The organism is Streptomyces sp. NPDC058001 (assembly GCF_042886315.1).
Classification (GTDB): domain Bacteria; phylum Actinomycetota; class Actinomycetes; order Streptomycetales; family Streptomycetaceae; genus Streptomyces.
Genome location: NZ_JBHVQT010000007.1, coordinates 374,181 through 396,293, shown reverse-complemented (window position 1 = coordinate 396,293; position 22,113 = coordinate 374,181). Strand labels below are relative to the sequence as shown.

The 22,113-nt window shown below is 71.0% G+C and carries 21 protein-coding genes; 15 read left to right on the top strand and 6 right to left on the bottom strand.

Annotated elements, in window-relative coordinates; genetic code table 11:
• The first annotated feature begins 161 nt into the window (after positions 1–161).
• From ACFVT5_RS19820 to ACFVT5_RS19805, 4 genes are all read left to right on the top strand, one after another.
• Positions 162–3,101 carry a GNAT family N-acetyltransferase gene (locus tag ACFVT5_RS19820; RefSeq protein WP_389889121.1) on the top strand — a complete coding sequence of 980 codons (2,940 nt, stop codon included), beginning with the start codon at positions 162–164 and terminating at the stop codon, positions 3,099–3,101.
• Positions 3,102–3,186: 85 nt separating this feature from the next.
• Positions 3,187–3,774 (top strand): DUF5998 family protein, encoded by a 588-nt coding sequence (locus ACFVT5_RS19815; protein ID WP_389889118.1) that lies wholly within the window; start codon positions 3,187–3,189, stop codon positions 3,772–3,774.
• On the top strand, positions 3,774–4,961 hold the full coding sequence (locus ACFVT5_RS19810; protein ID WP_389889115.1) for an alkaline phosphatase family protein: 1,188 nt from the start codon (positions 3,774–3,776) through the stop codon (positions 4,959–4,961). Before ACFVT5_RS19815 ends, ACFVT5_RS19810 begins: the two co-directional genes overlap by 1 nt.
• 110 nt (positions 4,962–5,071) lie before the next feature.
• Positions 5,072–5,740, top strand: coding sequence for a thymidine kinase (locus ACFVT5_RS19805; RefSeq protein WP_389889112.1), 669 nt, complete (start codon positions 5,072–5,074; stop codon positions 5,738–5,740).
• A gap of 56 nt (positions 5,741–5,796) precedes the next feature.
• Here the strand turns inward: ACFVT5_RS19805 and ACFVT5_RS19800 are convergent, their stop codons facing one another.
• Entirely contained in the window at positions 5,797–6,627 is an 831-nt protein-coding gene (locus ACFVT5_RS19800) for a VOC family protein (protein WP_389889109.1), read from the bottom strand.
• A 146-nt stretch (positions 6,628–6,773) separates the two neighbouring features.
• On the opposite strand from ACFVT5_RS19800, the gene ACFVT5_RS19795 reads away from it, so the two are divergent.
• Positions 6,774–7,601, top strand: coding sequence for a sulfurtransferase (locus ACFVT5_RS19795; RefSeq protein WP_389889107.1), 828 nt, complete (start codon positions 6,774–6,776; stop codon positions 7,599–7,601).
• Between the two features lie 68 nt (positions 7,602–7,669).
• Here the strand turns inward: ACFVT5_RS19795 and sepH are convergent, their stop codons facing one another.
• On the bottom strand, positions 7,670–8,713 hold the full coding sequence (gene sepH / locus ACFVT5_RS19790) for a septation protein SepH (RefSeq protein WP_389889105.1): 1,044 nt from the start codon (positions 8,711–8,713) through the stop codon (positions 7,670–7,672).
• 531 nt (positions 8,714–9,244) lie between these two features.
• Between sepH and ACFVT5_RS19785 the strand changes: the two genes are divergently transcribed.
• Entirely contained in the window at positions 9,245–10,099 is an 855-nt protein-coding gene (locus ACFVT5_RS19785) for a hypothetical protein (protein ID WP_389889102.1), read from the top strand.
• 42 nt (positions 10,100–10,141) lie between these two features.
• Here the strand turns inward: ACFVT5_RS19785 and ACFVT5_RS19780 are convergent, their stop codons facing one another.
• Both ACFVT5_RS19780 and ACFVT5_RS19775 read right to left on the bottom strand, forming a co-directional pair.
• Entirely contained in the window at positions 10,142–11,485 is a 1,344-nt protein-coding gene (locus tag ACFVT5_RS19780) for a D-arabinono-1,4-lactone oxidase (protein ID WP_389889099.1), read from the bottom strand.
• Entirely contained in the window at positions 11,421–12,689 is a 1,269-nt protein-coding gene (locus ACFVT5_RS19775) for an MFS transporter (RefSeq protein ID WP_389889096.1), read from the bottom strand. The genes ACFVT5_RS19780 and ACFVT5_RS19775 overlap by 65 nt, the downstream gene beginning before the upstream one ends.
• Before the next feature lie 192 nt (positions 12,690–12,881).
• Between ACFVT5_RS19775 and ACFVT5_RS19770 the strand changes: the two genes are divergently transcribed.
• Positions 12,882–14,027, top strand: coding sequence for a ferrochelatase (locus tag ACFVT5_RS19770; protein WP_389889093.1), 1,146 nt, complete (start codon positions 12,882–12,884; stop codon positions 14,025–14,027).
• Entirely contained in the window at positions 14,024–14,851 is an 828-nt protein-coding gene (locus ACFVT5_RS19765) for an inositol monophosphatase family protein (protein ID WP_389889090.1), read from the top strand. Before ACFVT5_RS19770 ends, ACFVT5_RS19765 begins: the two co-directional genes overlap by 4 nt.
• Positions 14,852–15,276: 425 nt before the next feature.
• Here the strand turns inward: ACFVT5_RS19765 and ACFVT5_RS19760 are convergent, their stop codons facing one another.
• On the bottom strand, positions 15,277–15,450 hold the full coding sequence (locus tag ACFVT5_RS19760) for a hypothetical protein (RefSeq protein ID WP_167459062.1): 174 nt from the start codon (positions 15,448–15,450) through the stop codon (positions 15,277–15,279).
• A gap of 369 nt (positions 15,451–15,819) precedes the next feature.
• On the opposite strand from ACFVT5_RS19760, the gene ACFVT5_RS19755 reads away from it, so the two are divergent.
• The 4 genes from ACFVT5_RS19755 (at position 15,820) to ACFVT5_RS19740 (ending at position 19,426) form a co-directional block, all read left to right on the top strand.
• Complete coding sequence (locus ACFVT5_RS19755; protein WP_389889087.1) at positions 15,820–16,473, top strand: response regulator transcription factor; 654 nt, start codon at positions 15,820–15,822, stop codon at positions 16,471–16,473.
• Between the two features lie 5 nt (positions 16,474–16,478).
• The gene (locus ACFVT5_RS19750; RefSeq protein ID WP_389889084.1) at positions 16,479–17,726 is read left to right on the top strand and encodes a sensor histidine kinase; all 1,248 of its coding nucleotides are present in this window, start codon (positions 16,479–16,481) and stop codon (positions 17,724–17,726) included.
• Positions 17,727–18,123: 397 nt separating this feature from the next.
• On the top strand, positions 18,124–18,420 hold the full coding sequence (locus ACFVT5_RS19745; RefSeq protein WP_389889081.1) for a DUF4193 domain-containing protein: 297 nt from the start codon (positions 18,124–18,126) through the stop codon (positions 18,418–18,420).
• A gap of 13 nt (positions 18,421–18,433) precedes the next feature.
• Positions 18,434–19,426 carry a hypothetical protein gene (locus ACFVT5_RS19740; protein ID WP_389889078.1) on the top strand — a complete coding sequence of 331 codons (993 nt, stop codon included), beginning with the start codon at positions 18,434–18,436 and terminating at the stop codon, positions 19,424–19,426.
• 99 nt (positions 19,427–19,525) lie between these two features.
• On the opposite strand, the gene ACFVT5_RS19735 is transcribed toward ACFVT5_RS19740, so the two are convergent.
• Entirely contained in the window at positions 19,526–19,996 is a 471-nt protein-coding gene (locus ACFVT5_RS19735) for a DUF3093 domain-containing protein (RefSeq protein WP_389889075.1), read from the bottom strand.
• A gap of 58 nt (positions 19,997–20,054) precedes the next feature.
• On the opposite strand from ACFVT5_RS19735, the gene ACFVT5_RS19730 reads away from it, so the two are divergent.
• Genes ACFVT5_RS19730 through ACFVT5_RS19720 form a run of 3 tightly spaced genes read left to right on the top strand, consistent with a single transcriptional unit; the run spans position 20,055 to position 21,971 of the window.
• The gene (locus tag ACFVT5_RS19730) at positions 20,055–20,639 is read left to right on the top strand and encodes a PaaI family thioesterase (protein ID WP_389889072.1); all 585 of its coding nucleotides are present in this window, start codon (positions 20,055–20,057) and stop codon (positions 20,637–20,639) included.
• On the top strand, positions 20,636–21,196 hold the full coding sequence (dut, locus tag ACFVT5_RS19725; protein ID WP_389889069.1) for a dUTP diphosphatase: 561 nt from the start codon (positions 20,636–20,638) through the stop codon (positions 21,194–21,196). The genes ACFVT5_RS19730 and dut overlap by 4 nt, the downstream gene beginning before the upstream one ends.
• Position 21,197: 1 nt before the next feature.
• Positions 21,198–21,971, top strand: coding sequence for a DUF3710 domain-containing protein (locus tag ACFVT5_RS19720; protein ID WP_389889066.1), 774 nt, complete (start codon positions 21,198–21,200; stop codon positions 21,969–21,971).
• Positions 21,972–22,113 lie beyond the last annotated feature (142 nt).

Sequence of the window (22,113 nt, the reverse complement as noted above, 5' to 3'; positions counted from 1 at the left end):
GACGTGACCCGTTCCGACCCGGGCAGAACCCGGACGCCACCGGGACCGCACCAGGATGCCACCGGGACCGCACCCGGCCGCCGACCGCACCGAACGGCAGCCCTCGCGATCCCCTCAGCCTGCCCCGCACCTTCCGGTGCCGCGACCCGTACGCTGGCCCCATGCGGAACCCGGACGACCGGCATACGTACCCCTCGCACTGGGAGGCGGACGTGGTGCTGCGTGACGGCGGCACCGCGCGGATCAGGCCCATCACCGTTGATGACGCCGACCGGCTGGTCAGTTTCTACGAGCAGGTCTCGGACGAGTCGAAGTACTACCGCTTCTTCGCACCGTACCCACGCCTGTCGGACAAGGACGTTCATCGCTTCACCCACCACGACTTCGTGGACCGGGTGGGACTCGCGGCCACGGTGGGCGGCGAGTTCATCGCCACCGTACGCTACGACCGCATCGACGCGAACGGCCTCTCCGCCACCGCGCCCGCCGACGAGGCGGAGGTCGCCTTCCTGGTCCAGGACGCGCACCAGGGCCGTGGCGTCGCCTCCGCGCTGCTCGAACACATCGCGGCCGTCGCCCGTGAACGGGACATCCGCCGCTTCGCCGCAGAGGTACTGCCCGCCAACAACAAGATGATCAAGGTGTTCACGGACGCCGGGTACCAGCAGAAGCGCAGCTTCGAGGACGGTGTCGTCCGCCTGGAGTTCGACCTCGAACCCACCGAGGCGTCGGTCGCCGTGCAGCGCGCCCGCGAGCAGCGCGCCGAGGCACGGTCCGTGCAGCGGCTGCTGCGGCCGGGATCGGTCGCCGTGATCGGCGTGGGGCGGACCCCCGGCGGCGTCGGCCGCAGCCTCCTGAACAACCTCGTCTCCGGCGGCTTCACAGGGCGCCTGTACGCCGTCAACAAGGCGTTTCCCGACGACCTCACGGAACTCGACGGGGTGCCCGCGCACCGCTCGCTGCCGGAGATCCCGGAGAGCGTCGACCTCGCCGTGGTCGCCGTGCCCGCGCCGCAGGTGCCCGAGGCCGTCGACGCGTGCGGGGCGCACGGGGTGCGGGGGCTCGTCGTGATCTCCGCCGGATACGCGGAGAGCGGCGACGGGGGCAGGGAACGGCAGCGCGCACTGGTACGCCAGGTCCGCTCCTACGGCATGCGCCTCATCGGTCCCAATGCCTTCGGCGTGATCAACACCGCCCCTGGGATCCTCCTCAACGCGTCCCTCGCGCCCGAGTTGCCGCGCGCGGGACGGATCGGCCTGTTCGCCCAGTCCGGCGCCATCGGTATCGCCCTGCTCGCCCGGCTGCACCGGCGCGGCGGGGGAGTGACCGGCGCCATGGGTGTGTCGACCTTCGTCGCGGCGGGCAACCGCGCCGACGTGTCCGGGAACGACGTGCTCCAGTACTGGTACGAGGACCTGGACACCGATGTCGCCCTCATGTACCTCGAATCCATCGGCAACCCGCGCAAGTTCACCCGGCTCGCCCGGCGGACCGCCGCCGCCAAACCCCTCGTCGTGGTGCAGGGCGCGCGGCACAGCGGTGTCGCGCCCCTGGGGCACGCCGTGCCCGCGACCCGGCTGCCGCACGCGACCGTGTCCGCGCTGCTGCGGCAGGCCGGAGTCGTCCGCGTGGACACCATCACCGAACTGGTCGACGTGGGCCTGCTGCTCGCGGGCCGGCCGCTGCCGCGCGGGCCCCGCGTCGCGATCCTCGGGAACTCCGAGTCGCTGGGGCTGCTCACGTACGACGCGTGTCTCGCCGAAGGGCTGCGCCCGCTGCGGCCCCGGGATCTGACCACGGCGGCGACTCCCGGGGACTTCCATGACGCGCTGTGCGAGGCGTTGGCGGACCGGGCGTCCGACGCGGTGGTGGTGACCGCGATGCCCCGGGTGGGTGAGGGCGTGGACGGTGTGGTCGGTGACGAGGAGTTGGCCGACGCGCTGCGGGCTGCCGCCGGGGCGTATCCGGGGAAGCCCGTGGCTGTGGTGCATGTGGAGTTGGGGGGATTGGCGGAGGCGCTTGCCGCGGCGAGCGGGACGGGACCGGAGGCATCGGCCGGAGGGCGCGCGGGTGTGCATCCCGTTGCCCCTCCGTCCGGTACTTCACTGCCATCGGACAGCGGGCTGCCCACGAGAGAAGCGGGGCATGTGCCCGTGACGGAGACCGGCGTGACGGAGACGGACGTGGCGGAGACGGACGTGGCGGTGGATGCCGACGTAAGCGTTTACGTGCGGCTTCCCGCCTATCCCGCCGCCGAGCGGGCCGTTCACGCGCTCGGCGAAGCCGTCAAGTACGCGCAGTGGCGGCGCGATGCCGCCGAACCCGGGAAAGTGCCCGAGTTCGAGGACGTGGACAAAGGCGGGGCCGCCGAGCTGATCGACGGGCTCCTCGCGCGCGGGGACGGTGATCCGCACGGGTTCACGCCGGCCGCCGACGCCACCGGTGAACTGCTCGGACGGTACGGGATCACGGTCCTGCCCACGCTGCCCGCGCCCGACCCCGACGAGGCGGTCCGGGTCGCCGGTGCGCTCGGCTGGCCGGTGGCGCTCAAGACGACCGCCCCGCATCTGCGGCACCGCGCCGACCTCGGTGGTGTCCGGCTCGACCTCGCCGACGAGGACCAACTGCGCCGCGCCTACGCCGAGATGACCGAGACCCTCGGCAGGCCCGACGAACTGCGGCTCGTCGTGCAGGGCATGGCGCCACGCGGTGTGGACACCGTCGTACGGACCGTGATCGACCCCGTCGTCGGAGCGGTGCTCTCCTTCGGGCTCGCGGGAGCCCCCTCTGAGCTGCTGGGCGACACGGCCCACCGGCTGATTCCGGTCACCGACCGGGACGCGCAGTCGATCATCCGGTCGATCCGGACCGCGCCGGTCCTCTTCGGCTGGCGCGGCTCCGCACCGGCCGATACGGCGGCGCTCGAAGACCTGATCCAGCGCGTGTCCCTCCTCGTCGACGAACACCCGGAGGTCGTCGGCGTGACCCTGGAGCCGGTCGTGGTGGCCCAGCACGGACTGTCCGTGCTCGGCGCCTCCGTCCGGCTCGCGCCCCCTCCCGCGCGCGACGACCTCGGTCCCCGCACCCTCCCCGCCTACTAGGCCCCCACCAGGGGCACCGCCCTGAGTCCAGGGGGCACCCTCCTGAGTCGCTTCGCGCCCTTGCGGGGGCCGTAGGATGGGCCGCATGGCCAAGACCAGTACTTCGACCCAGGGGCTGCGCGCGGCGATCGAGCGCAGCGGCTACTACCCGGCCCTCGTGGCCGAGGCGGTGGAGGCCGCCGTGGGCGGCGAGCCCGTCGGGTCGTACCTGGTCCACCAGGAGACGACGTTCGACGCGAACGAGGTGCGCAGGCACGTCACGGTGCTCGTGCTCACCGGCACCCGGTTCCTCGTCAGCCACACCGACGAGCAGGCCGCGGACGGTACGTCCCCGACGCCGTACGCCACCACCTCCACGGAGTCCGTGAAAATTGGCCGGATCTCGTCGGTCGTATTGAGCCGGGTCGTCGCCAACCCGGAGTCGTACACACCGGGCACCCTGCCCCGTGAGGTCGTCCTCACCATCGGCTGGGGCGCCGTCTCCCGTATCGACCTGGAGCCCGCCGCCTGCGGAGACCCCAACTGCGAGGCCGACCACGGCTACACCGGCAGCTCCACGGCCGACGACCTCAGTCTGCGGGTCAGCGAGGCCGGGGACGGCCCGGACGCCGTACAGCAGACGCTCGCGTTCGCGCAGGCACTCTCCGAGGCGACCGCGGACACCGGCCGCTGATGGTCCAGCCCGCCTGGGACGACGTGGAGCCGCTGGCCGTCGGCTCCGCTCCCGTGCCCGAGTACGGCAGTGGATCACTCGCCGACCTGCTTCCCACCCTCGCCGCCGGTATGGCGGTGCCCGGTATGCGCGCCGCGATGCCCGAGCTGACCGCCGCCGACCGGAACTGCGTCTTCCTGATCGATGGGCTCGGCTGGGAACAGCTCAGGGCCCACCCCGACGAAGCGCCTTTCATGACTTCCCTGCTCGGCAGCTCCCGTGGCGGCACCGGGCGCCCGATCACGGCGGGCTATCCGGCGACGACCGCGACCTCGCTCGCGTCCGTGGGGACCGGGCTCCCGCCGGGTGCGCACGGCCTGCCCGGATACACCGTGCGCGATCCGGACACCGGTGAGCTGATGAACCAGCTCCGCTGGCAGCCGTGGACCGACCCGCGCGCGTGGCAGCCGTATCCGACGGTCTTCCAGCTCGCCGACGAGGCGGGCGTCCACACCGCGCAGGTGTCGTCACCGCACTTCCAGAACACGCCGCTCACCAAGGTCGCGCTCAGCGGCGGCACCTTCCACGGCAGGCTCTCCGGCGAGGACCGCATGGACCTCGCCGCCGAGCAACTCGCCGTGGGGGACCGCTCCCTCGTCTACACGTACTACGCCGAGGTCGACGGCAAAGGGCACCGTTACGGCGTCGACTCGGACGCCTGGCGAGGCCAGCTCATGTACGTCGACCGGCTGGTGCAGCGCCTCGCCGAGCAACTGCCGCCCCGCAGCGCCCTGTACGTCACGGCCGACCACGGCATGATCGACGTGCCGTTCGACGACCGGCACCGTATCGACTTCGACGAGGACTGGGAGCTGCGCGCGGGCGTCGCCCTGCTGGGCGGTGAGGGTCGCGCACGCCATGTGTACGCGGTTCCCGGCGCCGAGACCGATGTGCTCACGGTGTGGCGCGAGGTGCTCGGCGAGCAGTTCTGGGTGGCAGGGCGCGACGAGGCCGTCGCGGCGGGCTGGTTCGGGCCGTCCGTCGACGAACGCGTCCACGCGCGCATCGGTGACGTCGTGGCGGCGGCCCGCGACGACGTCCTGATCATCGCGTCGGAGCGGGAGCCCAAGGAGTCGGCCATGGTCGGCAACCACGGCTCGATGACCCCCGTCGAGCAGCTCGTACCCCTCCTCGAAGTACGCTCCTGAGGTTCCGCGAGCTCTTTCCGTACGTCCCCGCCCTCGCGCGAATCCGTGTCCCCGCGCGCGTACCGCGTTCCGTGTCCCGCGTCCGTGTCCCGAAAGGTGCTCACCTCCCCATGCCCGAGCTGGTGTTCTTCAGCGGAACGATGGACTGCGGAAAGAGCACACTGGCTCTTCAGATCGAGCACAACCGCTCGGCACGGGGCCTCCAGGGGCTGATCTTCACACGTAACGACCGGGCCGGCGAGGGCAAGCTGTCCTCGCGCCTGGGGCTCGTCACGGACGCCGTGGAGGTCGCGGACGACCTCGACTTCTACGGGTATCTGGTCGACCTGCTGTCGCAGGGCGGTCGCGCCGACTACGTGATCCTGGACGAGGCGCAGTTCCTGTCGCCCACGCAGATCGACCAGCTCGCGCGCGTGGTGGACGATTTGCGCATCAACGTCTTCGCGTTCGGCATCACCACCGACTTCCGTTCCAAACTGTTTCCCGGCTCCCAGCGGCTCGTCGAGATCGCCGACCGGGTCGAGGTGCTTCAGGTGGAGGCCCTGTGCTGGTGCGGCGCGCGGGCCACGCACAACGCCCGTACGGTCGCCGGTCGCATGGTCCTGGAGGGCGCCCAGGTGGTCGTCGGCGACGTCAACCACGCGGCGGACGAGGTCGGTTACGAGGTTCTGTGCCGCCGTCACCACCGGCACCGCATGACCGCGGCGACGGCCCGCGCGGGAGCACTGTCGCCGGATGTCCTGCCGGTGGACGCGCCGGTGATGGACGGCGGCGCGTAACTCGGCACCCCCGCATGGTGGGCGTGTAAGGGCACACCCCGCGCGCGGGAGTGCCGTCAGGCGGCCGAGGTGCGGGCGAGTGTGAACACCGCGCCCTCCGGGTCCGAGACGGTCGCCGTGCGCCCATGGCTCGTGTCGTGGGGCGGTGTCCGTACATGGCCGCCGAGTTCGGTCACCCGGGCCGCCGCCTCGTCCACGTCGGCGACCTCGAAGTGCGTCATCCAGTACGCGCCCCGGTCGCGCGGCAGGGCGCTGCCGACGCCGTGCACGGCGGCCACCGGGCGCCCGTCCACGAGCAGGGTCAGGTAGTCGGCGTCCGCCGGGTCGAGGGCCTCCTCGGTGTAGCCGAACACATACCGGTAGAACGTCGCGACATACGCGGTGTCCCGGGTGATCAACTCGTTCCAGGCCGGTGTTCCGGGAACCCCGGAGAGGGCCGTGCCGGCGTGCTCGGTGGCCTGCCAGATGCCGAACACCGCGCCCGCGGGGTCGGACGCGATGGCCATCCGGCCGGCCTCCGGGGCGTCCAGCGGCCCCACGCCGACCGTCCCGCCGCAGTGCCGCACCGTCTCCGCCGTCACGTCCACGTCGTCCGACGCGAGGTAGGGCGTCCAGGCCACGGGCAGATGGCGGTCGGGCGGCAACTGGCCGATACCCGCCACCTCCTGGCCGTCGAGCAGGGCCCGCACATAGGGACCCAACTGCTGGGGGCCCGGCCGGAACTCCCAGCCGAACAGCGCCCCGTAGAACTCCTGAGCCGCGGGCATCCCGTGCACCAGCAGGCTGACCCAGCTGGGTGTGCCTGGTGTGCGCCCCCTTCGCGCCGGTGTGCTCCGGGTCTGCTCCACGCCGTTGTGCGGGCCGGCCGACTGCCGTGCCTCGGTCATCGTCACTCTCTCCTCGGCCCATCGTGGACGTCGATCAGTTGTACACCGCGTGCGCGGCTCCGTACAGCGTGTGCTCGGCCATGCTCGGAGGGACGCACGGGCCGGGCCCGGGGTTCCCGGTCGGCCGGTGCGCGAGGATGGGGGTCATGAACGCCATCATCTCCGCATCCGAACTCGCGAGCGAATTGGCGGGCCCGACCCCGCCGGTCCTTCTTGATGTCCGCTGGCAGCTCCATGGCCCCACGCTCCGTTCCGCTTATGCGGAGGCTCACATTCCAGGTGCGGTTTTCGTCGACCTGGACAGCGAGTTGGCGGGCCCGTCGGGATCAGGTGGCCGGCATCCGCTGCCGGATCTCGCGGTCTTCGGCGCCGCGATGCGCGCGGCGGGCGTCTCGGCGGACCGTGCCGTCGTGGTGTACGACGGTGGACAGAACTGGGCCGCCGCGCGCGCGTGGTGGCTGCTGCGCTGGACCGGCCACCCTTCGGTACGGGTGCTCGACGGCGGGCTCGGCGGCTGGTCGGGACCGCTCGACGCGGAGGTTCCGCATCCGGCGCCCGGCAGCTTCGAGCCCGCGCCCGGGGCGGTTCCGCTTCTGGACGCGGACGGCGCTGCCGCACTGGCGCGTTCGGGGCTTCTGCTGGATGCGCGCGCGGGGGAGCGGTACCGGGGCGAGGTCGAGCCGATCGACCGGGTCGGCGGGCACATTCCGGGTGCGGTGTCGGCGCCGACGACGGAGAACGTCGCCGAGGACGGCCGCTTCCGGTCCGCCGGTGAACTGGCCACCCGCTTCAAGTCCCTGGGTGCGTCGGACAGTTCGACGGTGGGCGTGTACTGCGGTTCGGGTGTCTCCGGCGCGCACGAGGTACTCGCCCTGGCGGTGGCGGGGATTCCGGCGGCGCTGTACGTGGGGTCCTGGTCGGAGTGGAGCGCGGACGACACCCGACCGGTGGCGACGGGCGCCGACCCTCAGTGAGTCGCAGCTGAACCAACGCTGAACCAGTGCTGAAACAACAGGCCCGCACCTTCAAGGTGCGGGCCTGTTCAGTCCTGCTTCTTACGGCGTGTGCCGAAGACGATCTCGTCCCAACTGGGCACCGCGGCGCGGCGGCCGGGGCGGACCCCGTCGGCCTCGGCCTGCCGGTCGGTGGCCCCGACGAGCCGGTCCCGGTGGCTGGTGACGGAGCGCGGCATCAGCACATCGGCGTACGCGGACCCGGCGGACGCCGCAGGGGCCGGCGGCTCCTCCGGCTCGGGTTCCGTTTCGGGCTCTTCCGGGGGCCGTTCGGTTGTTGCCGGGCGTTCCGGTACGACCATGTCGCCGCGGAAGCTCGGGACGGCTTCGAGGAGGCTGGTGAGCGAGTCGCGGTCGCCGGCGCCCTCGTCGACGGTCTCGGGCACGGGCGGCAGTCCCGGTCGCTCGGACTGCCGGTCCAGGGCGCGGTCCAAGGGCCGGTCCCGGGGCAGTCGGGCGATCCTGGGCACGAAAGGAAAGCTCGGCTCGGGCGTCGTGATGTCGTCGGACTCACCGATGAGGGAGCGTGCCTCGTCGTCGACGGCCTGGACGAGCCGGCGCGGCGGGTCGTACGTCCAGCTCGCGGCGTGCGGTTCGCCCGCGACGAGGTAGACGAGGAGGACTTCCCAGGTGCCGTCGTCGCGGCGCCAGGAGTCCCACTGGACGCTGTCCTTCTCGGCACCGCGCAGCAACAGCCGTTCCTGGACGGCCTCGCCGAGTTGGGGTCCCGCGTTCTCACCGGGGCGGCGCACCGGGGTCTTGCGGGCGCGCTCGGCCATGAAGGCGCGCTCGGCGAGGACGGGGCCCTCGAAGCGACGCACGCGGTCGACGGGGATACCGGCGAGCTGGGCGACTTCTTCCGCGCTGGCGCCGGCCCGTATCCGTGCCTGGATGTCGCGGGGGCGGAGGTGGCTCTCGACCTCGATCTCGATCTGGCCGAGGCGGGGACGGTCGCCGCGCACGGCGGCGCGGAGCCGCTCGTCAATCGGAAGCGTGTACTCCGTGCTGTCCGCAGCCTTCAGCACCAGCCGTGTGCCGTCATTGGAGACGGCCACGACACGCAGTTCGGGCATGGGGACCTCCCGGGTGGTGCCTGCCGACGTCACGTGCGTCGCTGCTTCCGCTAGTCGAGTGTGGCCTGCCCGGGTGCAGCCTGCCACAACCTTGCCGAGTTGCCCGGCGTGTCGGGCAAGCGCCCTGGATGGCCGTTATGGCACGGTTACCAGTTCGCAACGCTGAGTGACCGACGTGGTCACCCTGTGCGACGGACTCCCTCCCGGTGGTCTGGCAGGCACCGGACGCCCTGGTGGGAGACCGGCCCCAGGGCTCGCAACAGTACTCCATTCGGGCCACCCGGGTGGCCCGGCACGCCGCCGAACTTCTTCTGGGGGGCGGGAGTTGGCGGAGCGGTTGGTCCGAAAAGTGAGGAAAGTGCGCCGGCGTGAAGTGTCACGAGGTGGCGCACTTCACGGAATCCCCCGAAACGGAACTATTCACTTCGCATGTACGTCCCTTTCTCGTGCAGTCGGTCGAGTAGGACCGCTTAAGTCAGAGATGGGTAAGAAAAGTACAAGAAGTTCGTGGAAGGCAGGCAAGGTTCGAAGATGGGCGAGAAGCCGGTTGTGGGTGAACAGGTGCGTACGAGCCCGGACGAGGGGTCCGATACGGCCGAAAACAGGGGAAGGAAAAGGCTCGATCTGAGCGTCCCCCAGGTCGCCGGAAGCGCGGTCGCCGCAGTCGTGGCCGCCAAACTCGCCTCGAACGTCGGGGTGTACGGGACGATCCTCGGCGCCGGCCTGGTGAGCGCGGTCGCCACCTGCGGAGGCTCGGTCTTCCAGCACTTCTTCAAGCGCACCGGCGAGCAGATACGTGATGCGGCGGTGCAGACGAAGCCCGGGGCCCGCCAAGTGCCGGTGACCGAAGACGGGTTCAGCGAGGGGACCGTCTATCGCGCGCGGGTGCGCGGTTGGAGCGGTTGGAAGCGTCCCCTGGTCGCCGCGGGGCTGGTGTTCGGCGTCACCATGGGGGGCATCACGACCTACGAACTGGTCGCGGGGGAGCCCTTCGACGGCGGTTCGAAGGGCACGACCATAGGGGACGCGTTCACCGGCCAGCGCGGCAAGTCCGGTCCGGACGGCACCCCTTCACCGTCGACGGACCCGTCCCGGTCGCCTTCCGGGGACGGCGGCGCTTCCGGTACGGGCTCGTCCGACGGGTCGCCTTCGGACGGTACGGGGGCGGGTACGGGTACGGGGGGTGCGGGGAACGACGGGCAGGACCAGGGCAACCCGTCCAAGTCGAGCCCCGCGCAGAGCGGTTCAGGTTCCGGTTCGGGATCCGGCAGCTCGGGATCCGGGGACCGCGGCACCTCTCCGCCCGCGACGAGCCCCACCCCGTCGGCACCGGGCAACGGCACCCCGGACACCCCGCAGCAGCAGGGCGCCACCCTTGCACCGTGACGGTCAACCGTGAGCGTCAACCGTGGGGGCCGACCGTGACGGTCAGTCGCCCAGTACGCGCCGCAGATAGTCGTTGCCGAACAGCCGGTCCGGGTCCAGGCGGTCGCGCAGCGCGGTGAACTCGCCGAAGCGGGGATAGACCCGGGAGAAGTACTCCGCGTCACGCGTGTGCACCTTGCCCCAGTGAGGGCGCCCGCCGTGCGCCGTGAAGATCCGCTCGGCGGCCGTGAAGTACGCCTGATACGGCGTGCCCCGGTACATGTGCACCGCGATGTAGCCGCTCTCCCGGTCCGAGGCCGTGGACAGGGTGATGTCGTCCGCGGGTGCCGTGCGGACCTCCACGGGGAAGCTCACCCGTAGATCGGAACGCTCCACCATGGTCCGCAGTTCCCTTAGCGCGCTGACGAGTTCCGCGCGCGGGAGGGCGTATTCCATCTCCATGAAGCGCACGCGGCGCGGACTCGTGAAGACCTTGTAGGGAATGTCCGTGTAGGTGCGGGCGGACAGGGCGCGGCTGGAGATCTTGGCGACGGCGGGGATGGTCGCGGGCAGGGCGCGGCCGAGCGTGTTGACCGCCTGGAAGAGGCCGTTGGAGAGGAACTCGTCCTCGATCCAGCCGCTGACCGCGTTCACGGGCCGCGCCGGACCCGCGCTGCGGTTGTTGCGCTTGGTGTTGCAGTTGCCGGTGTGCGGGAACCAGTAGAACTCGAAGTGCTCGTTCTCGGTGAACAGTTCGTCGAAGTCCGCCGTGACCCGGTCGAAGGTCATCGGCTCCTCGCGCGCGGTGAGCAGGAAGACCGGTTCGACGGCGAGGGTGATCGCGGTGACGACGCCCAGGGCGCCCAGGCCGATGCGGGCCGCCGCGAAGACGTCGGGGTTCTCCTTCTCGGAGCAGGTGAGGACCGAGCCGTCCGCGGTGACCAGTTCCAGGCCGCGGATCTGCGCGGCTATGGAGGCCGAGTCGCGTCCGGTGCCGTGGGTGCCGGTGCTGGTGGCCCCCGAGACGGTCTGCTCCATGATGTCGCCCATGTTGGCGAGCGAGAGGCCCTCGCGCGCGAGGGCGAGGTTCAGCCGCTTCAGCGGGGTGCCGGCCTCGACGGTCACGGTGCCCGCCGTACGGTCGATCCCGCGGATGCCCGTGAGGAGTTGCGGGCGGATCAGGACGCCGTCGGTCGCCGCCACCGCCGTGAACGAGTGACCCGTACCGACGGCCTTCACCTTGAGGCCGTCGGCGGCGGCCTTCCGTACGGCGGCGGACAGTTCCTCGACCGATGCGGGAGTGACCTCCCGTACCGGACGCGCGGTGACGTTCCCCGCCCAGTTACGCCACGCGGCGCTGTTCCCGCTCGTCGTCCCCGCCGTCCCCGTCGCCTTTGCTGCCGTCATCCTTGAGGACCCCTCCCCGCTGCGGCACCGGCTGCTTCAGCCGGCGGTACCCCAGGAAACCGACCACGACCGCGACGGCACCGGACACCGCCGGTACCACGTACCCCGCCTTCGCCCCGGCCGCGTCGATCACCCAGCCGGCCGCGGAGGAGCCGAGCGCGACGCCGACCGCGAGTCCCGTACTCGTCCAGGTCATGCCTTCGGTCAGCTTCGCGCGGGGTACGTGCTGTTCGACGAGGGCCATCGTCGTGATCATCGTGGGTGCTATGGCCAGGCCCGCCACGAACAGCGCCACGGCCAGGATGGGCAGGTTCCCGACCAGTTGAAGCGGGATCATACTCACGCCCATCGCACAGACACCCAGCAGGAACCTGCGCGCGGGCTCGCCCTTGAAGTGCAGCAGCCCGAAAACGACGCCCGCCGTGCAGGAGCCCGCCGCGTACAGCGCGAGGACGATGCTCGCGGCGGCCTTGTGGCCCTGCTCGTCCGCGAAGGCCACCGTCACGACGTCCACGGCCCCGAAGATCGCGCCGGTCGCCACGAAGGTCGCCACCAGCACCTGGAGCCCGGCAGCCCGCAGCGCCGAGCCGCCGGTGTGCTGTTCGCGCGGGTGCGGCACGGGTTCGGTGGCGCGCTGCGCGGTCAGCCAGAAGACGCCGATGCCGAGGAAGACCGCGGCGAGCAGGGGCCCCGCCTCCGGGAACCAGACTGTTGACAGACCGATCGAGACGATCGGGCCGAAGATGAAGCAGATCTCGTCGATCACGGACTCGAACGCGTACGCCGTGTGCAGTTGCGGGGTGTCCCGGTAGAGCGCGGCCCATCGCGCGCGGGTCATCGATCCGATGCTCGGCGTGCAGCCGATGAGTGCCGAGAAGACGAACAGGGTCCAGTCGGGCAGTGAGAACTTCGCCGAGAGGAGCAGTCCCGCGGCGGCCACCAGGGTCACCAGGGTGGCGGGGCGCAGCACCCGGCGCTGGCCGTGCCGGTCGACGAGCCGGGATATCTGGGGGCCCATCACGGCCGCGGACAGGGCGATGGTGGCCGACAGGGCGCCCGCGAGTCCGTAGCGGCCCGTGAGCTGCGACACCATCGTCACGACGCCGATGCCCATCATCGACAGGGGCATCCGGCCGAGGAATCCCGCGGTCGAGAAACCCTTGGTGCCGGGCGCGGTGAAGAGGGCGCGGTAAGGGCTGGGCAAGGGGCGCTCCTGGCGGGTCTCGGCACGGAAGCCGGGTAAGGCGTGAAGATGGCTGATACAGCTTACGGACCGCGATGAGCAGGGGCAGTCGCTTTCCGGTCCCCCAAGTGCAGGGGCCATCGGTATCCGAACCGGGCCCGATCGTCCGATGGCGGTTCCCCGGCTGTCGGACCCGGGTGGCAGGATCGGAACATGTCCGAAGCGCTCGATCCCGCACCCTACGACGCCCTGCTGCTGCTCTCCTTCGGCGGCCCCGAAGGCCCTGACGACGTGGTCCCGTTCCTGGAGAACGTGACGCGGGGCCGCGGTATCCCCACGGAGCGGCTCAAGGAGGTGGGGCAGCACTACTTCCTGTTCGGCGGGGTCAGCCCGATCAACGACCAGAACCGCGCCCTGCTGGAGGCGCTCCGCGAGGACTTCGCGAAGCACGGCCTGGACCTGCCCGTGTACTGGGGCAACCGCAACTGGGCGCCGTATCTGACGGACACCCTCCGCGAGATCGTTCGGGACGGCCACCGCCGTGTCCTGGTCCTGGCGACGAGCGCGTACGCCTCGTACTCGGGCTGCCGGCAGTACCGCGAGAACCTCGCCGACGCCCTGGCGACCCTGGAGGTCGAGGGGCTCGACCTGCCGCGCGTCGACAAGCTGCGGCACTACTTCAACCACCCCGGCTTCCTGGAGCCCATGACCGAGGGCCTGCTCGCCTCGCTGGCGGACCTGCCCGCCGACGCGCGCGCGGGGGCCCACATCGCCTTCACGACGCACTCCGTGCCGGTGGCCGCCGCCGACACCTCGGGGCCGGTCGAGGGCCACGGTGACGGCGGGGCGTACGTCGCGCAGCACCTGGACGTGGCCCGGCTGATCGTCGACGCCGTCCGGGAGCGCACGGGCGTCGCGTACCCCTGGCGCCTCGTCTACCAGTCGCGCTCCGGCGCCCCGCACATCCCCTGGCTGGAGCCCGATATCTGCGACCACCTGGAGGAGCTGCACGGCGCCGGGGTGCCCGCCGTCGTGATGGCGCCCATCGGGTTCGTGTCGGACCACATGGAGGTCCTGTACGACCTCGACACCGAAGCCACCGCCAAGGCAGCGGAGTTGGGGCTTGCGGTGCGCCGCTCGGCGACCGTCGGTGCCGACCCCCGGTTCGTCGCCGCCATCAGGGAGCTGGTCCTGGAGCGCGCCGCGACCCAGAGCGGGCGCGCGGTGGAGCGCTGCGCGCTCGGTTCCCTGGGCGCGAGCCACGACCTGTGCCCGGTGGGCTGCTGTCCGGCGAGGGCGCCGAGAGCGGCGGTCGCGGGTGCCGACAGTCCGTACGACCGCCTGGAGGAGATCCGTTGACCGAGCAGCCGAGGGTGACCGACACGGATGAGCGGCTGAAGGCCGAGCTGCTGGAACTGGCCCTGGAGGCGGCGGACCGCGCGGGCACGTTCCTGCGCGATGGCCGGCCCGCCGACCTGGGTGTGGCCGCGACCAAGACCAGCGCCGTCGATGTCGTCACGGAGATGGACATCGCGTCCGAGAAGCTGATCACCGATCTGCTGGCCGACCGCAGGCCGCACGACGGCGTGGTGGGCGAGGAGGGCGCCGACGTCCAGGGCAGCAGTGGTGTCGAGTGGGTGATCGACCCGGTCGACGGCACCGTCAACTACCTGTACGGGCTGCCGAGTTGGTCGGTGTCCATCGCGGCCCGCAAGGACGGCGAGACGCTGGTCGGAGTCGTGGCGGCCCCGATGCGGCGCGAGACGTACCGCGCGGTCCTCGGTGGGGGCGCCTTCGTCAACGACACGCGTGTGCACACCCGTCCCGCCCCGGCGTTCGGGTTGGCGCTGGTCGGGACCGGATTCGGCTATCTGAGCGACCGCAGGGCCCGGCAGGCCGAGGTCGTCCGGCAGTTGGTCCCACAGGTGCGGGACATCCGCAGGGGCGGGTCGGCGGCGATCGACCTGTGCGATGTGGCGGCGGGGCGCCTGGACGCTTACTACGAGCGGGGACTGAACCCCTGGGACCTCGCGGCCGGTGACCTCATCGCGCGTGAGGCGGGCGCCCTGACCGGTGGACGCCCCGGTGAGCCCCCGACGGGCGAGCTGACCATCGCGGCACCACCCGGCCTCTTCGAGCCGCTCCAGGCCCGCCTGGAGGAGCTGGGCGCCTGGCACGATTAGCCGTCCGGCTCGGGACCAGTGCGGTGCGCTGTGGTTCCGGTTGTCGGGTATGCCGCCGGACCCTCGCCGTCGTGGCCGCGCGCTGTCGCGGCGGGAGAAGATTCCGGCGCCTTGCGCCGGACCGGCAAGCGAGAGCCCGGAGAGGAACTCGGCGCCGTGCGCCGGATCGGCGAGCGGAGGCCCTGAGAAAACCCGGCGCTTTGCGCCGGGCCGGCAGGCGAGGGTCGGGAGGAAGGCTTGGCGCCATGCGCTGGGTCGGCAACCTCATCGCGCAGAAAGATCGCGCCTTGCGCCGGGGCGGCAGGTGAAGGTCGGGGCGGAGAAGATTCCAGCGGCCTCGTGCCGGACGGTAGGTGGAGCCGGCATACGGAAGGGGCTCCGGTATAGCCGGAGCCCCTTCCGTATGTCTCGTCGGTCCTGGTCTGTCAGACGCGTGTCGCGCCTACCTCTACGCCGTGTTCGGCGGCGAGCCGGTGGAGGTCGTCCAGCTCGGCCTGTTCGACCTCGGCAAGGAAGTCGTCGCCTGTCTCCCGAGCGCGGGTCAGATCGGACTCGGTCGCCCTTATGCGCTGGAGCAGTCCTGCGGTGAATGCGTCCATGGTTGCGCCCCCTCGTCCTGGGTCGTGGGTCGGTGGCACGGGGGTGTGCCCTGGGAAGGGGCGATCACGTCTCTTGCCGCCCTGCGGAAAAGCGGCTCGTGGCGTGCCACATGCAAAGCGTGATCGCGGGTGTGTGGTCGTCCTCCCCCCGCTCCCTTCACCGGAAACCTCAACCTCGCGAGAAAGACCCGCATTCCCGGGCATGCGCCGGTGGCACAACCCGACCGCCGGATCGGTCGCTCACTCTCGACGACCGCCGCCTTACCGCCGGTTTATGGCCGAAAGAGGCAGGATGGAGCCCTCACACCCCCGACGGAAGCTGCCCGACCGCGCCCGCAAGCGCACGGGCGCCACAGGAAGGACTGCGACGTGCGCGTACTCGTCGTCGAGGACGAGCAGCTGCTCGCCGATGCGGTGGCCACCGGACTGCGCCGGGAGGCCATGGCCGTCGACGTCGTGTACGACGGCGCGGCGGCCCTCGAACGCATCGGGGTGAACGACTACGACGTGGTCGTCCTCGACCGGGACCTCCCCCTCGTGCACGGCGACGACGTGTGCCGCAAGATCGTCGAACTGGGCATGCCCACCCGGGTCCTGATGCTCACCGCGTCCGGCGACGTCAGCGACCGCGTCGAGGGCCTGGAGATCGGCGCCGACGACTATCTGCCCAAGCCCTTCGCGTTCAGCGAGCTGATCGCGCGCGTGCGGGCGCTCGGGCGGCGTACGAGCGTGCCGCTGCCGCCCGTCCTGGAGCGCGCCGGCATCAAGCTCGACCCCAACCGCCGCGAGGTCTTCCGCGACGGCAAGGAGGTTCAACTCGCGCCCAAGGAGTTCGCCGTCCTGGAGGTACTGCTGCGCAGCGAGGGTGCCGTCGTCTCGGCGGAACAGCTCCTGGAGAAGGCGTGGGACGAGAACACCGACCCGTTCACCAACGTCGTGCGGGTCACCGTGATGACCCTGCGCCGCAAGCTCGGTGAGCCCGCGGTGATCGTCACCGTGCCCGGCTCCGGTTACCGGATCTGATCCTCGTGGCCGCGACACCGGCGCCCCCCTCGGCGCCTCCGAAGCCCACCTGGGACCCGAGGCGGCCGGAGCCGTTCCCGTGGCTCCGGCCGACCATCCGCATACGGTTGACGCTGCTGTACGGCGGCATGTTCCTGATCGCCGGGATCCTGCTCCTGTCGATCATCTATCTGCTCGCGGCCCAGGCGGTGCACGTCGGCAATGAGCTGCCGTTCCAGATCCTCCCCAACAGCAAGGTCCTGGTGTCCAGCACCCAGTGCCCCGACCTCGCGTCGTCGTCCTTCAGCAGCCAGACCGAGTTCAACAACGCCCTGAACGCCTGTGTGAACCACCAGCGCCAGCAGGCCCTTGACGATCTGCTCAGCCGCTCCCTGCTGGCCCTCCTGGGCCTCAGCGTGATCGCCTTCGCCTTCGGGTACGCGATGGCGGGCCGTGTCCTGTCGCCGCTCGGCCGCATCACGCGCACCGCGCGCCAGGTGGCCGGCTCCGACCTGACCCGGCGTATCGAGCTGGACGGCCCCGACGACGAGCTGAAGGAACTCGCGGACACCTTCGACGACATGCTGGAGCGGCTGGAGCGGGCCTTCTCGGCCCAGCAGCGGTTCGTCGGCAACGCCTCGCACGAGCTGCGAACCCCGCTGGCGATCAACCGCACCCTCCTGGAGGTGCACCTCTCGGACCCCGCCGCGCCCCCCGAACTGCATCAGCTCGGCAAGACCCTGCTCGCCACCAACGAGCGCAGCGAACAGCTCGTGGAGGGCCTGCTGCTGCTCGCCCGCAGCGACAACCAGATCGTGGAGCGCAAACCGGTCGACCTCGCCGAGGTCGCCTCCCGGGCCATCGACCAGGTGCACGCCGAGGCGGACCAGCGGGGCGTGGAGATCCGCGGGGAGTGCTCTCCCGTCGTCGTCCAGGGCAATGGCGTCCTGCTGGAGCGGATCGCCCTGAACCTCGTGCAGAACGCCGTCCGGTACAACGTTCCCGAGAACGGCTGGGTCGAGGTGACCACGGCGGCAGAGCACGGTCAGGCGGTGCTCATGGTGTCGAACACAGGCCCGGTCGTTCCCGCGTACGAGGTCGACAATATTTTCGAGCCGTTCCGGCGGCTGCGGACCGAGCGGACCGGCAGCGACAAGGGCGTCGGCCTGGGCCTGTCCATCGCCCGGTCGGTGGCCCGCGCCCACGGGGGCCGTATCATCGCCGAGCCGCGCGAAGGGGGAGGGCTCATGATGCGCGTCACCCTGCCGATCTGACATCCTGCCCTCCGACACGCAGAGGATGTTCGCTTTGCGCGGAATTTTCGGGACCTGCACCCCGGGAGGTCATGTGTGATCGATCACAGAGATGACTTTCTGGCCATCTACTCTCTGTGATCACGGATACCGGGAGAAAGCGCTGGAAAGTCCTGGTTTCCAGGGGGCTTGATCACGGGAAGTACACGGGGTGGCGCCCGTGAAGTGCGACATTCTGACCGTGTAAGGTCCCGGATCGCCATCCAAGTCGATCACTCGCGAGAGGTCCGATTGGGTGTCGATTGAGTAACAGACCTTGATGTGAGGCAAAATCTCCGCCTCAGGTCGGGCACAAGTCCGGCCTCTCACGCGTTACGTGCGCTGGAGACACTGAAAGCACCCAGAGGGGGAGAGGCATATGGCAACGGATTACGACACCCCACGCAAGACCGATGACGACCTCAACGAGGACAGCATCGAAGAGCTGAAGGCCCGGCGGAACGACAAGTCGACCTCCACGGTCGATGTCGACGAGTTCGAGGCCGCTGAAGGACTGGAGCTGCCTGGCGCCGACCTCTCGAACGAAGAGTTGGCGGTCCGGGTGATGCCCAAGCAGGCGGACGAGTTCACCTGCATGAGCTGCTTCCTGGTCCATCACCGCAGTCAGCTGGCCCGCGAGAAGAACGGCCAGCCGATCTGCCGCGACTGCGACTGAGGCGGGGTCGGCCGTGACTGGCTCGACCCCACCTCGGAAGCGCCGCTTCCGTAAGCAGCGGGAGGCGGACCCTGGCCTGACCGAAGGCGAGCGTGACGACGAGCGGGGCCGCACGGCCTCGCTCGAAGTAGCGGACGGCACCGGATCGACGGGTGCCCTGGAAAGGGCCGAGGACGCCCTGACACGGGGCGCGAAAGCCCCGGCGACCGGTGCCGCCCCGAGCGGCACGAGGAAGGCCGCACAGAGCCTCACAAGGACCACCGTGGCCGTCGCCCGGGACGGCGCCCGCAAGAGCGCCGATCGCGCCCGTGCAGGACTCGCGTATCTCACCGACCGGGTCATCGAGAGTGCGCCGCGCGTGCCGGTGCGTGACTTGGCGACCCTTCGCAGACAGTTCCCGGGCCTGGGGCCCGAAGATCTGGCGGACAAACTGGTCGCCGGCGCCGCGAACGCCACGTCGACCGTCGGCGCGGGCGTGGGCGCCGCCGCGATGATGCCCGTACCGCCCGCCATGGCCGCCGAACTGGCGGCCGAGGTGACCGGCGTCGCGGCGATCGAGCTGAAGCTCATTGCCGAACTGCACGAGGTCTACGGCCTGCGACCGCCGGGCAACCTCAAGGAGCGCAGCACCGCCTATCTGACCGCCTGGTCGGAGGAGCGCGGCATCGATGTGACCAAACCGTCGACGATCAACGGCGCGCTCGGCGGCCAGATGAAGCGCGAACTGCGGCAGCAGATCATGAAGCGCATGGTCAGGAATCTGCCGAACCTGATGCCGTTCATGGTGGGCGCCGCCGTTGGTGCGGTCATGAACCGCCGTGACACCAAGAAGCTCGCCGAGCGCGTCCGCAGGGACCTGCGCAAGAATCAGGTGCCCTGGAACCGGCTGCTCACCCTGCCGCCGCTGGAGCGGCCACGGGACGCACTGCCCGCCCCCGAGCCGGGACACCCGCTGCCGGAGTCCGTGGACGAGGAGCCGGGGTACCCGAGAGAACTCGGCCGCTGACGCCGGTCCTCAGTGGGCCCTCCAGGGCCGGACCGGGCGTGCCACAGGCCCCGAGGCCCGCTACAAGCCCCGACCCGGCCCCGAACCCTGCCCCGGCGCCTAGGCCGGGCGTACGGCCTTCAGTGCCGCCGCCAGGGCCTGAGGGTCGCGGGTCGACACGTACACGTACGGCGTCGGGTCCCGCGGGTCCGTGACCGGGATGCGGGCGGCCGTCGGGATGTAGCTGCGCAGCAGCATGAACGCGCGCGGGTCCGCCTTGTGGGAGCGCCAGGCGACGGCCTCGTCCTTGTCCAGGACCTCCAGCTCGCCGAGCGCCGCCACCGGGATCTTCGCGTCGCCCGCGACCAGTGAGTCCGCGACGACCCGGATCCGCACCGAGCCGTACGCGCTGACCACCACCGCCGCGACCGCCGTACCGCCCACGAGGCCGCCGAGCAGCGGCAACGAGCCGAACGGGAGCAGGATCAGCGCCATGGCGACCCCGACCAGAACCGAGACGGCCCACCAGGACCGTGGCGCGGTCAGGCGTTCTTCGTAGGGCTGGGCGACGGGCTCCGCGGGAAGGGGCATGGAGGCAAGCTTGGCACGGTGCGCGGGCACGGCCGACGCGCGGGTAAGGTCTGCGCCTGTGAGTGGTACATCCCCCAGTCTGACGCCCCCCGCCGACGCCACGGCGCCGGTCAGGCACCCCGAGGCTCCGGCACCCGGAGCACCCATCGGCACGCACTACGGCGAGTGTTTCGGCTGTGGCGGCGAGCAGCCCCACGGACTGCACTTGGCGGCCCGCGCGGGGGACGGGGTACGCGTCGCGGCGGAGTTCACGGTGCGCCCCGCCCACCAGGGCGCGCCGGGCCTCGCACACGGCGGGGTGCTGGCCACGGCCCTGGACGAGACACTCGGCTCGCTGAACTGGCTGCTGCGGGTCATCGCCGTGACCGGACGCCTGGAGACCGACTTCGTACGGCCCGTTCCGGTCGGCACCGTGCTGTATCTGGAGGCCGAGGTGACCGCGGTCGCCGGGCGCAAGATCTACTCCCGGGCCACCGGCCGCATCGGCGGACCCGAGGGTCCCGTCGCGGTCCGCGCCCAGGCCCTCTTCATCGAGGTGAAGGTCGACCACTTCATCGACAACGGCCGCCCGGAGGAGATCCAGGCGGCCATGAGCGACCCCGACCAGGTCCGCAGGGCCCGTGCCTTCGAGGTGAATCCATGAGCCGTCCCCCACTGGCTTGTACCGGGCCCGCCACCGTGCGTGACGACCTTCCGGTACTGATTCGACGCCTGGACCCGGACGTTCCCCTTCCGTCGTATGCGCTCCCCGGGGACGCGGGGGCCGATCTGCGGACCACGGAGGCGTACGAGCTGGCGCCCGGTGAGCGTGTCGTGCTGCCCACCGGGGTGTCGATCGCCCTGCCTGAGGGGTACGCCGCCTTCGTGCACCCACGGTCCGGACTGGCCGCCCGCTGCGGTGTCGCCCTGGTGAATGCCCCAGGGACGGTTGATGCCGGGTACCGTGGGGAGATCAAGGTGATCGTGGTGAATCTCGATCCGCGCGAGTCGGTGCGGTTCGAGCGCTTCGACCGGATTGCCCAACTCATCGTCCAGCAGGTGGAGAAGGTCCGCTTCCAGGAGGTCGCGGAGCTTCCCGCATCGGCGCGGGCCGAGGGGGGCTTCGGGTCCACCGGCGGTCATGCCGCCGTGGGCGGCGACGATGGGCTCGTGGGTGGCAATCGATACGCTTCGGTCGTATCCGACCGGGAAGGACAGTGACGTGTTCGGACGTCGCAAGAAGATGAGTTCCGCTGAGGACGCGGCGGACGCGGCGAGCGAGGCCGAGCAGGTCGTCGACGGCGTCGACAGTGACGCGGCGGACGAGGCAGCGGCGGAGCGCGTTCGGCTCGAACCGGAACCGCGCCCCGACGGACCGTGGGACAGTACCGAGGTGAGCGAGCCCGGCGAGGGCCGTGTGGACCTCGGCGGACTGCTCGTACCCGGGGTCGAGGGCATGGAGCTGCGGGTGGAGGTCGCCGGTGACGCCATCGTCGCGGCCACCGTCGTGCTCCAGGACAGCGCCATTCAGCTCCAGGGCTTCGCGGCCCCCAAGCGTGAGGGCATCTGGGGCGAGGTCCGCGAGGAGATCGCCAGCGGCATCACGCAGCAGGGCGGTGTCATCGACGAGGTCGAGGGGCCGCTCGGCTGGGAGCTGCGGGCGCAGGTCCCGGTGCAGCTGCCGGACGGCACGGGCGGTTTCCAGGTCGTGCGGTTCATCGGCGTGGACGGTCCGCGCTGGTTCCTGCGCGGGGTGATCTCCGGGCAGGGTGCCGTGCAGCCGCAGGCAGCGGGTCTCCTGGAGCAGATCTTCCGGGACACCGTGGTGCTGCGTGGCGACGGCCCGATGGCGCCCCGCGACCCGATCGTCCTCAAGCTGCCGGACGACGCGCAGATGGTGGCCGAGGGAGTCCAGCAGGAGGACCAGGAGGGCTCCCGCTTCTCCGGCGGCATGGGTCAGCTGGCCCGTGGACCGGAGATCACCGAGGTCCGCTGAGCCGTACGCGGACCGAGCCGCACGAGGGCCGGGTACACCCCACGCCCACAGAGGCCGAGCCGCGCAAGAGCTGAGCAAAGGCTGACCAGGAGTTGGCCAGGAGCTGAGCCGCGCCAGGGCCGGACCGCATCCGGCCGATCCA

Excerpts from the sequence above, each read along its gene's own strand:
- ACFVT5_RS19820 (WP_389889121.1), top strand. The coding sequence starts at position 162 with ATGCGGAACCCGGACGACCGGCATACGTACCCCTCGCACTGGGAGGCG.
- ACFVT5_RS19815 (WP_389889118.1), top strand. The coding sequence starts at position 3,187 with ATGGCCAAGACCAGTACTTCGACCCAGGGGCTGCGCGCGGCGATCGAG.
- ACFVT5_RS19810 (WP_389889115.1), top strand. The coding sequence starts at position 3,774 with ATGGTCCAGCCCGCCTGGGACGACGTGGAGCCGCTGGCCGTCGGCTCC.
- ACFVT5_RS19805 (WP_389889112.1), top strand. The coding sequence starts at position 5,072 with ATGCCCGAGCTGGTGTTCTTCAGCGGAACGATGGACTGCGGAAAGAGC.
- ACFVT5_RS19800 (WP_389889109.1), bottom strand. The coding sequence starts at position 6,627 with ATGACCGAGGCACGGCAGTCGGCCGGCCCGCACAACGGCGTGGAGCAG.
- ACFVT5_RS19795 (WP_389889107.1), top strand. The coding sequence starts at position 6,774 with ATGAACGCCATCATCTCCGCATCCGAACTCGCGAGCGAATTGGCGGGC.
- sepH (WP_389889105.1), bottom strand. The coding sequence starts at position 8,713 with ATGCCCGAACTGCGTGTCGTGGCCGTCTCCAATGACGGCACACGGCTG.
- ACFVT5_RS19785 (WP_389889102.1), top strand. The coding sequence starts at position 9,245 with ATGGGCGAGAAGCCGGTTGTGGGTGAACAGGTGCGTACGAGCCCGGAC.
- ACFVT5_RS19780 (WP_389889099.1), bottom strand. The coding sequence starts at position 11,485 with ATGACGGCAGCAAAGGCGACGGGGACGGCGGGGACGACGAGCGGGAAC.
- ACFVT5_RS19770 (WP_389889093.1), top strand. The coding sequence starts at position 12,882 with ATGTCCGAAGCGCTCGATCCCGCACCCTACGACGCCCTGCTGCTGCTC.
- ACFVT5_RS19760 (WP_167459062.1), bottom strand. The coding sequence starts at position 15,450 with ATGGACGCATTCACCGCAGGACTGCTCCAGCGCATAAGGGCGACCGAG.
- ACFVT5_RS19745 (WP_389889081.1), top strand. The coding sequence starts at position 18,124 with ATGGCAACGGATTACGACACCCCACGCAAGACCGATGACGACCTCAAC.
- ACFVT5_RS19735 (WP_389889075.1), bottom strand. The coding sequence starts at position 19,996 with ATGCCCCTTCCCGCGGAGCCCGTCGCCCAGCCCTACGAAGAACGCCTG.
- dut (WP_389889069.1), top strand. The coding sequence starts at position 20,636 with ATGAGCCGTCCCCCACTGGCTTGTACCGGGCCCGCCACCGTGCGTGAC.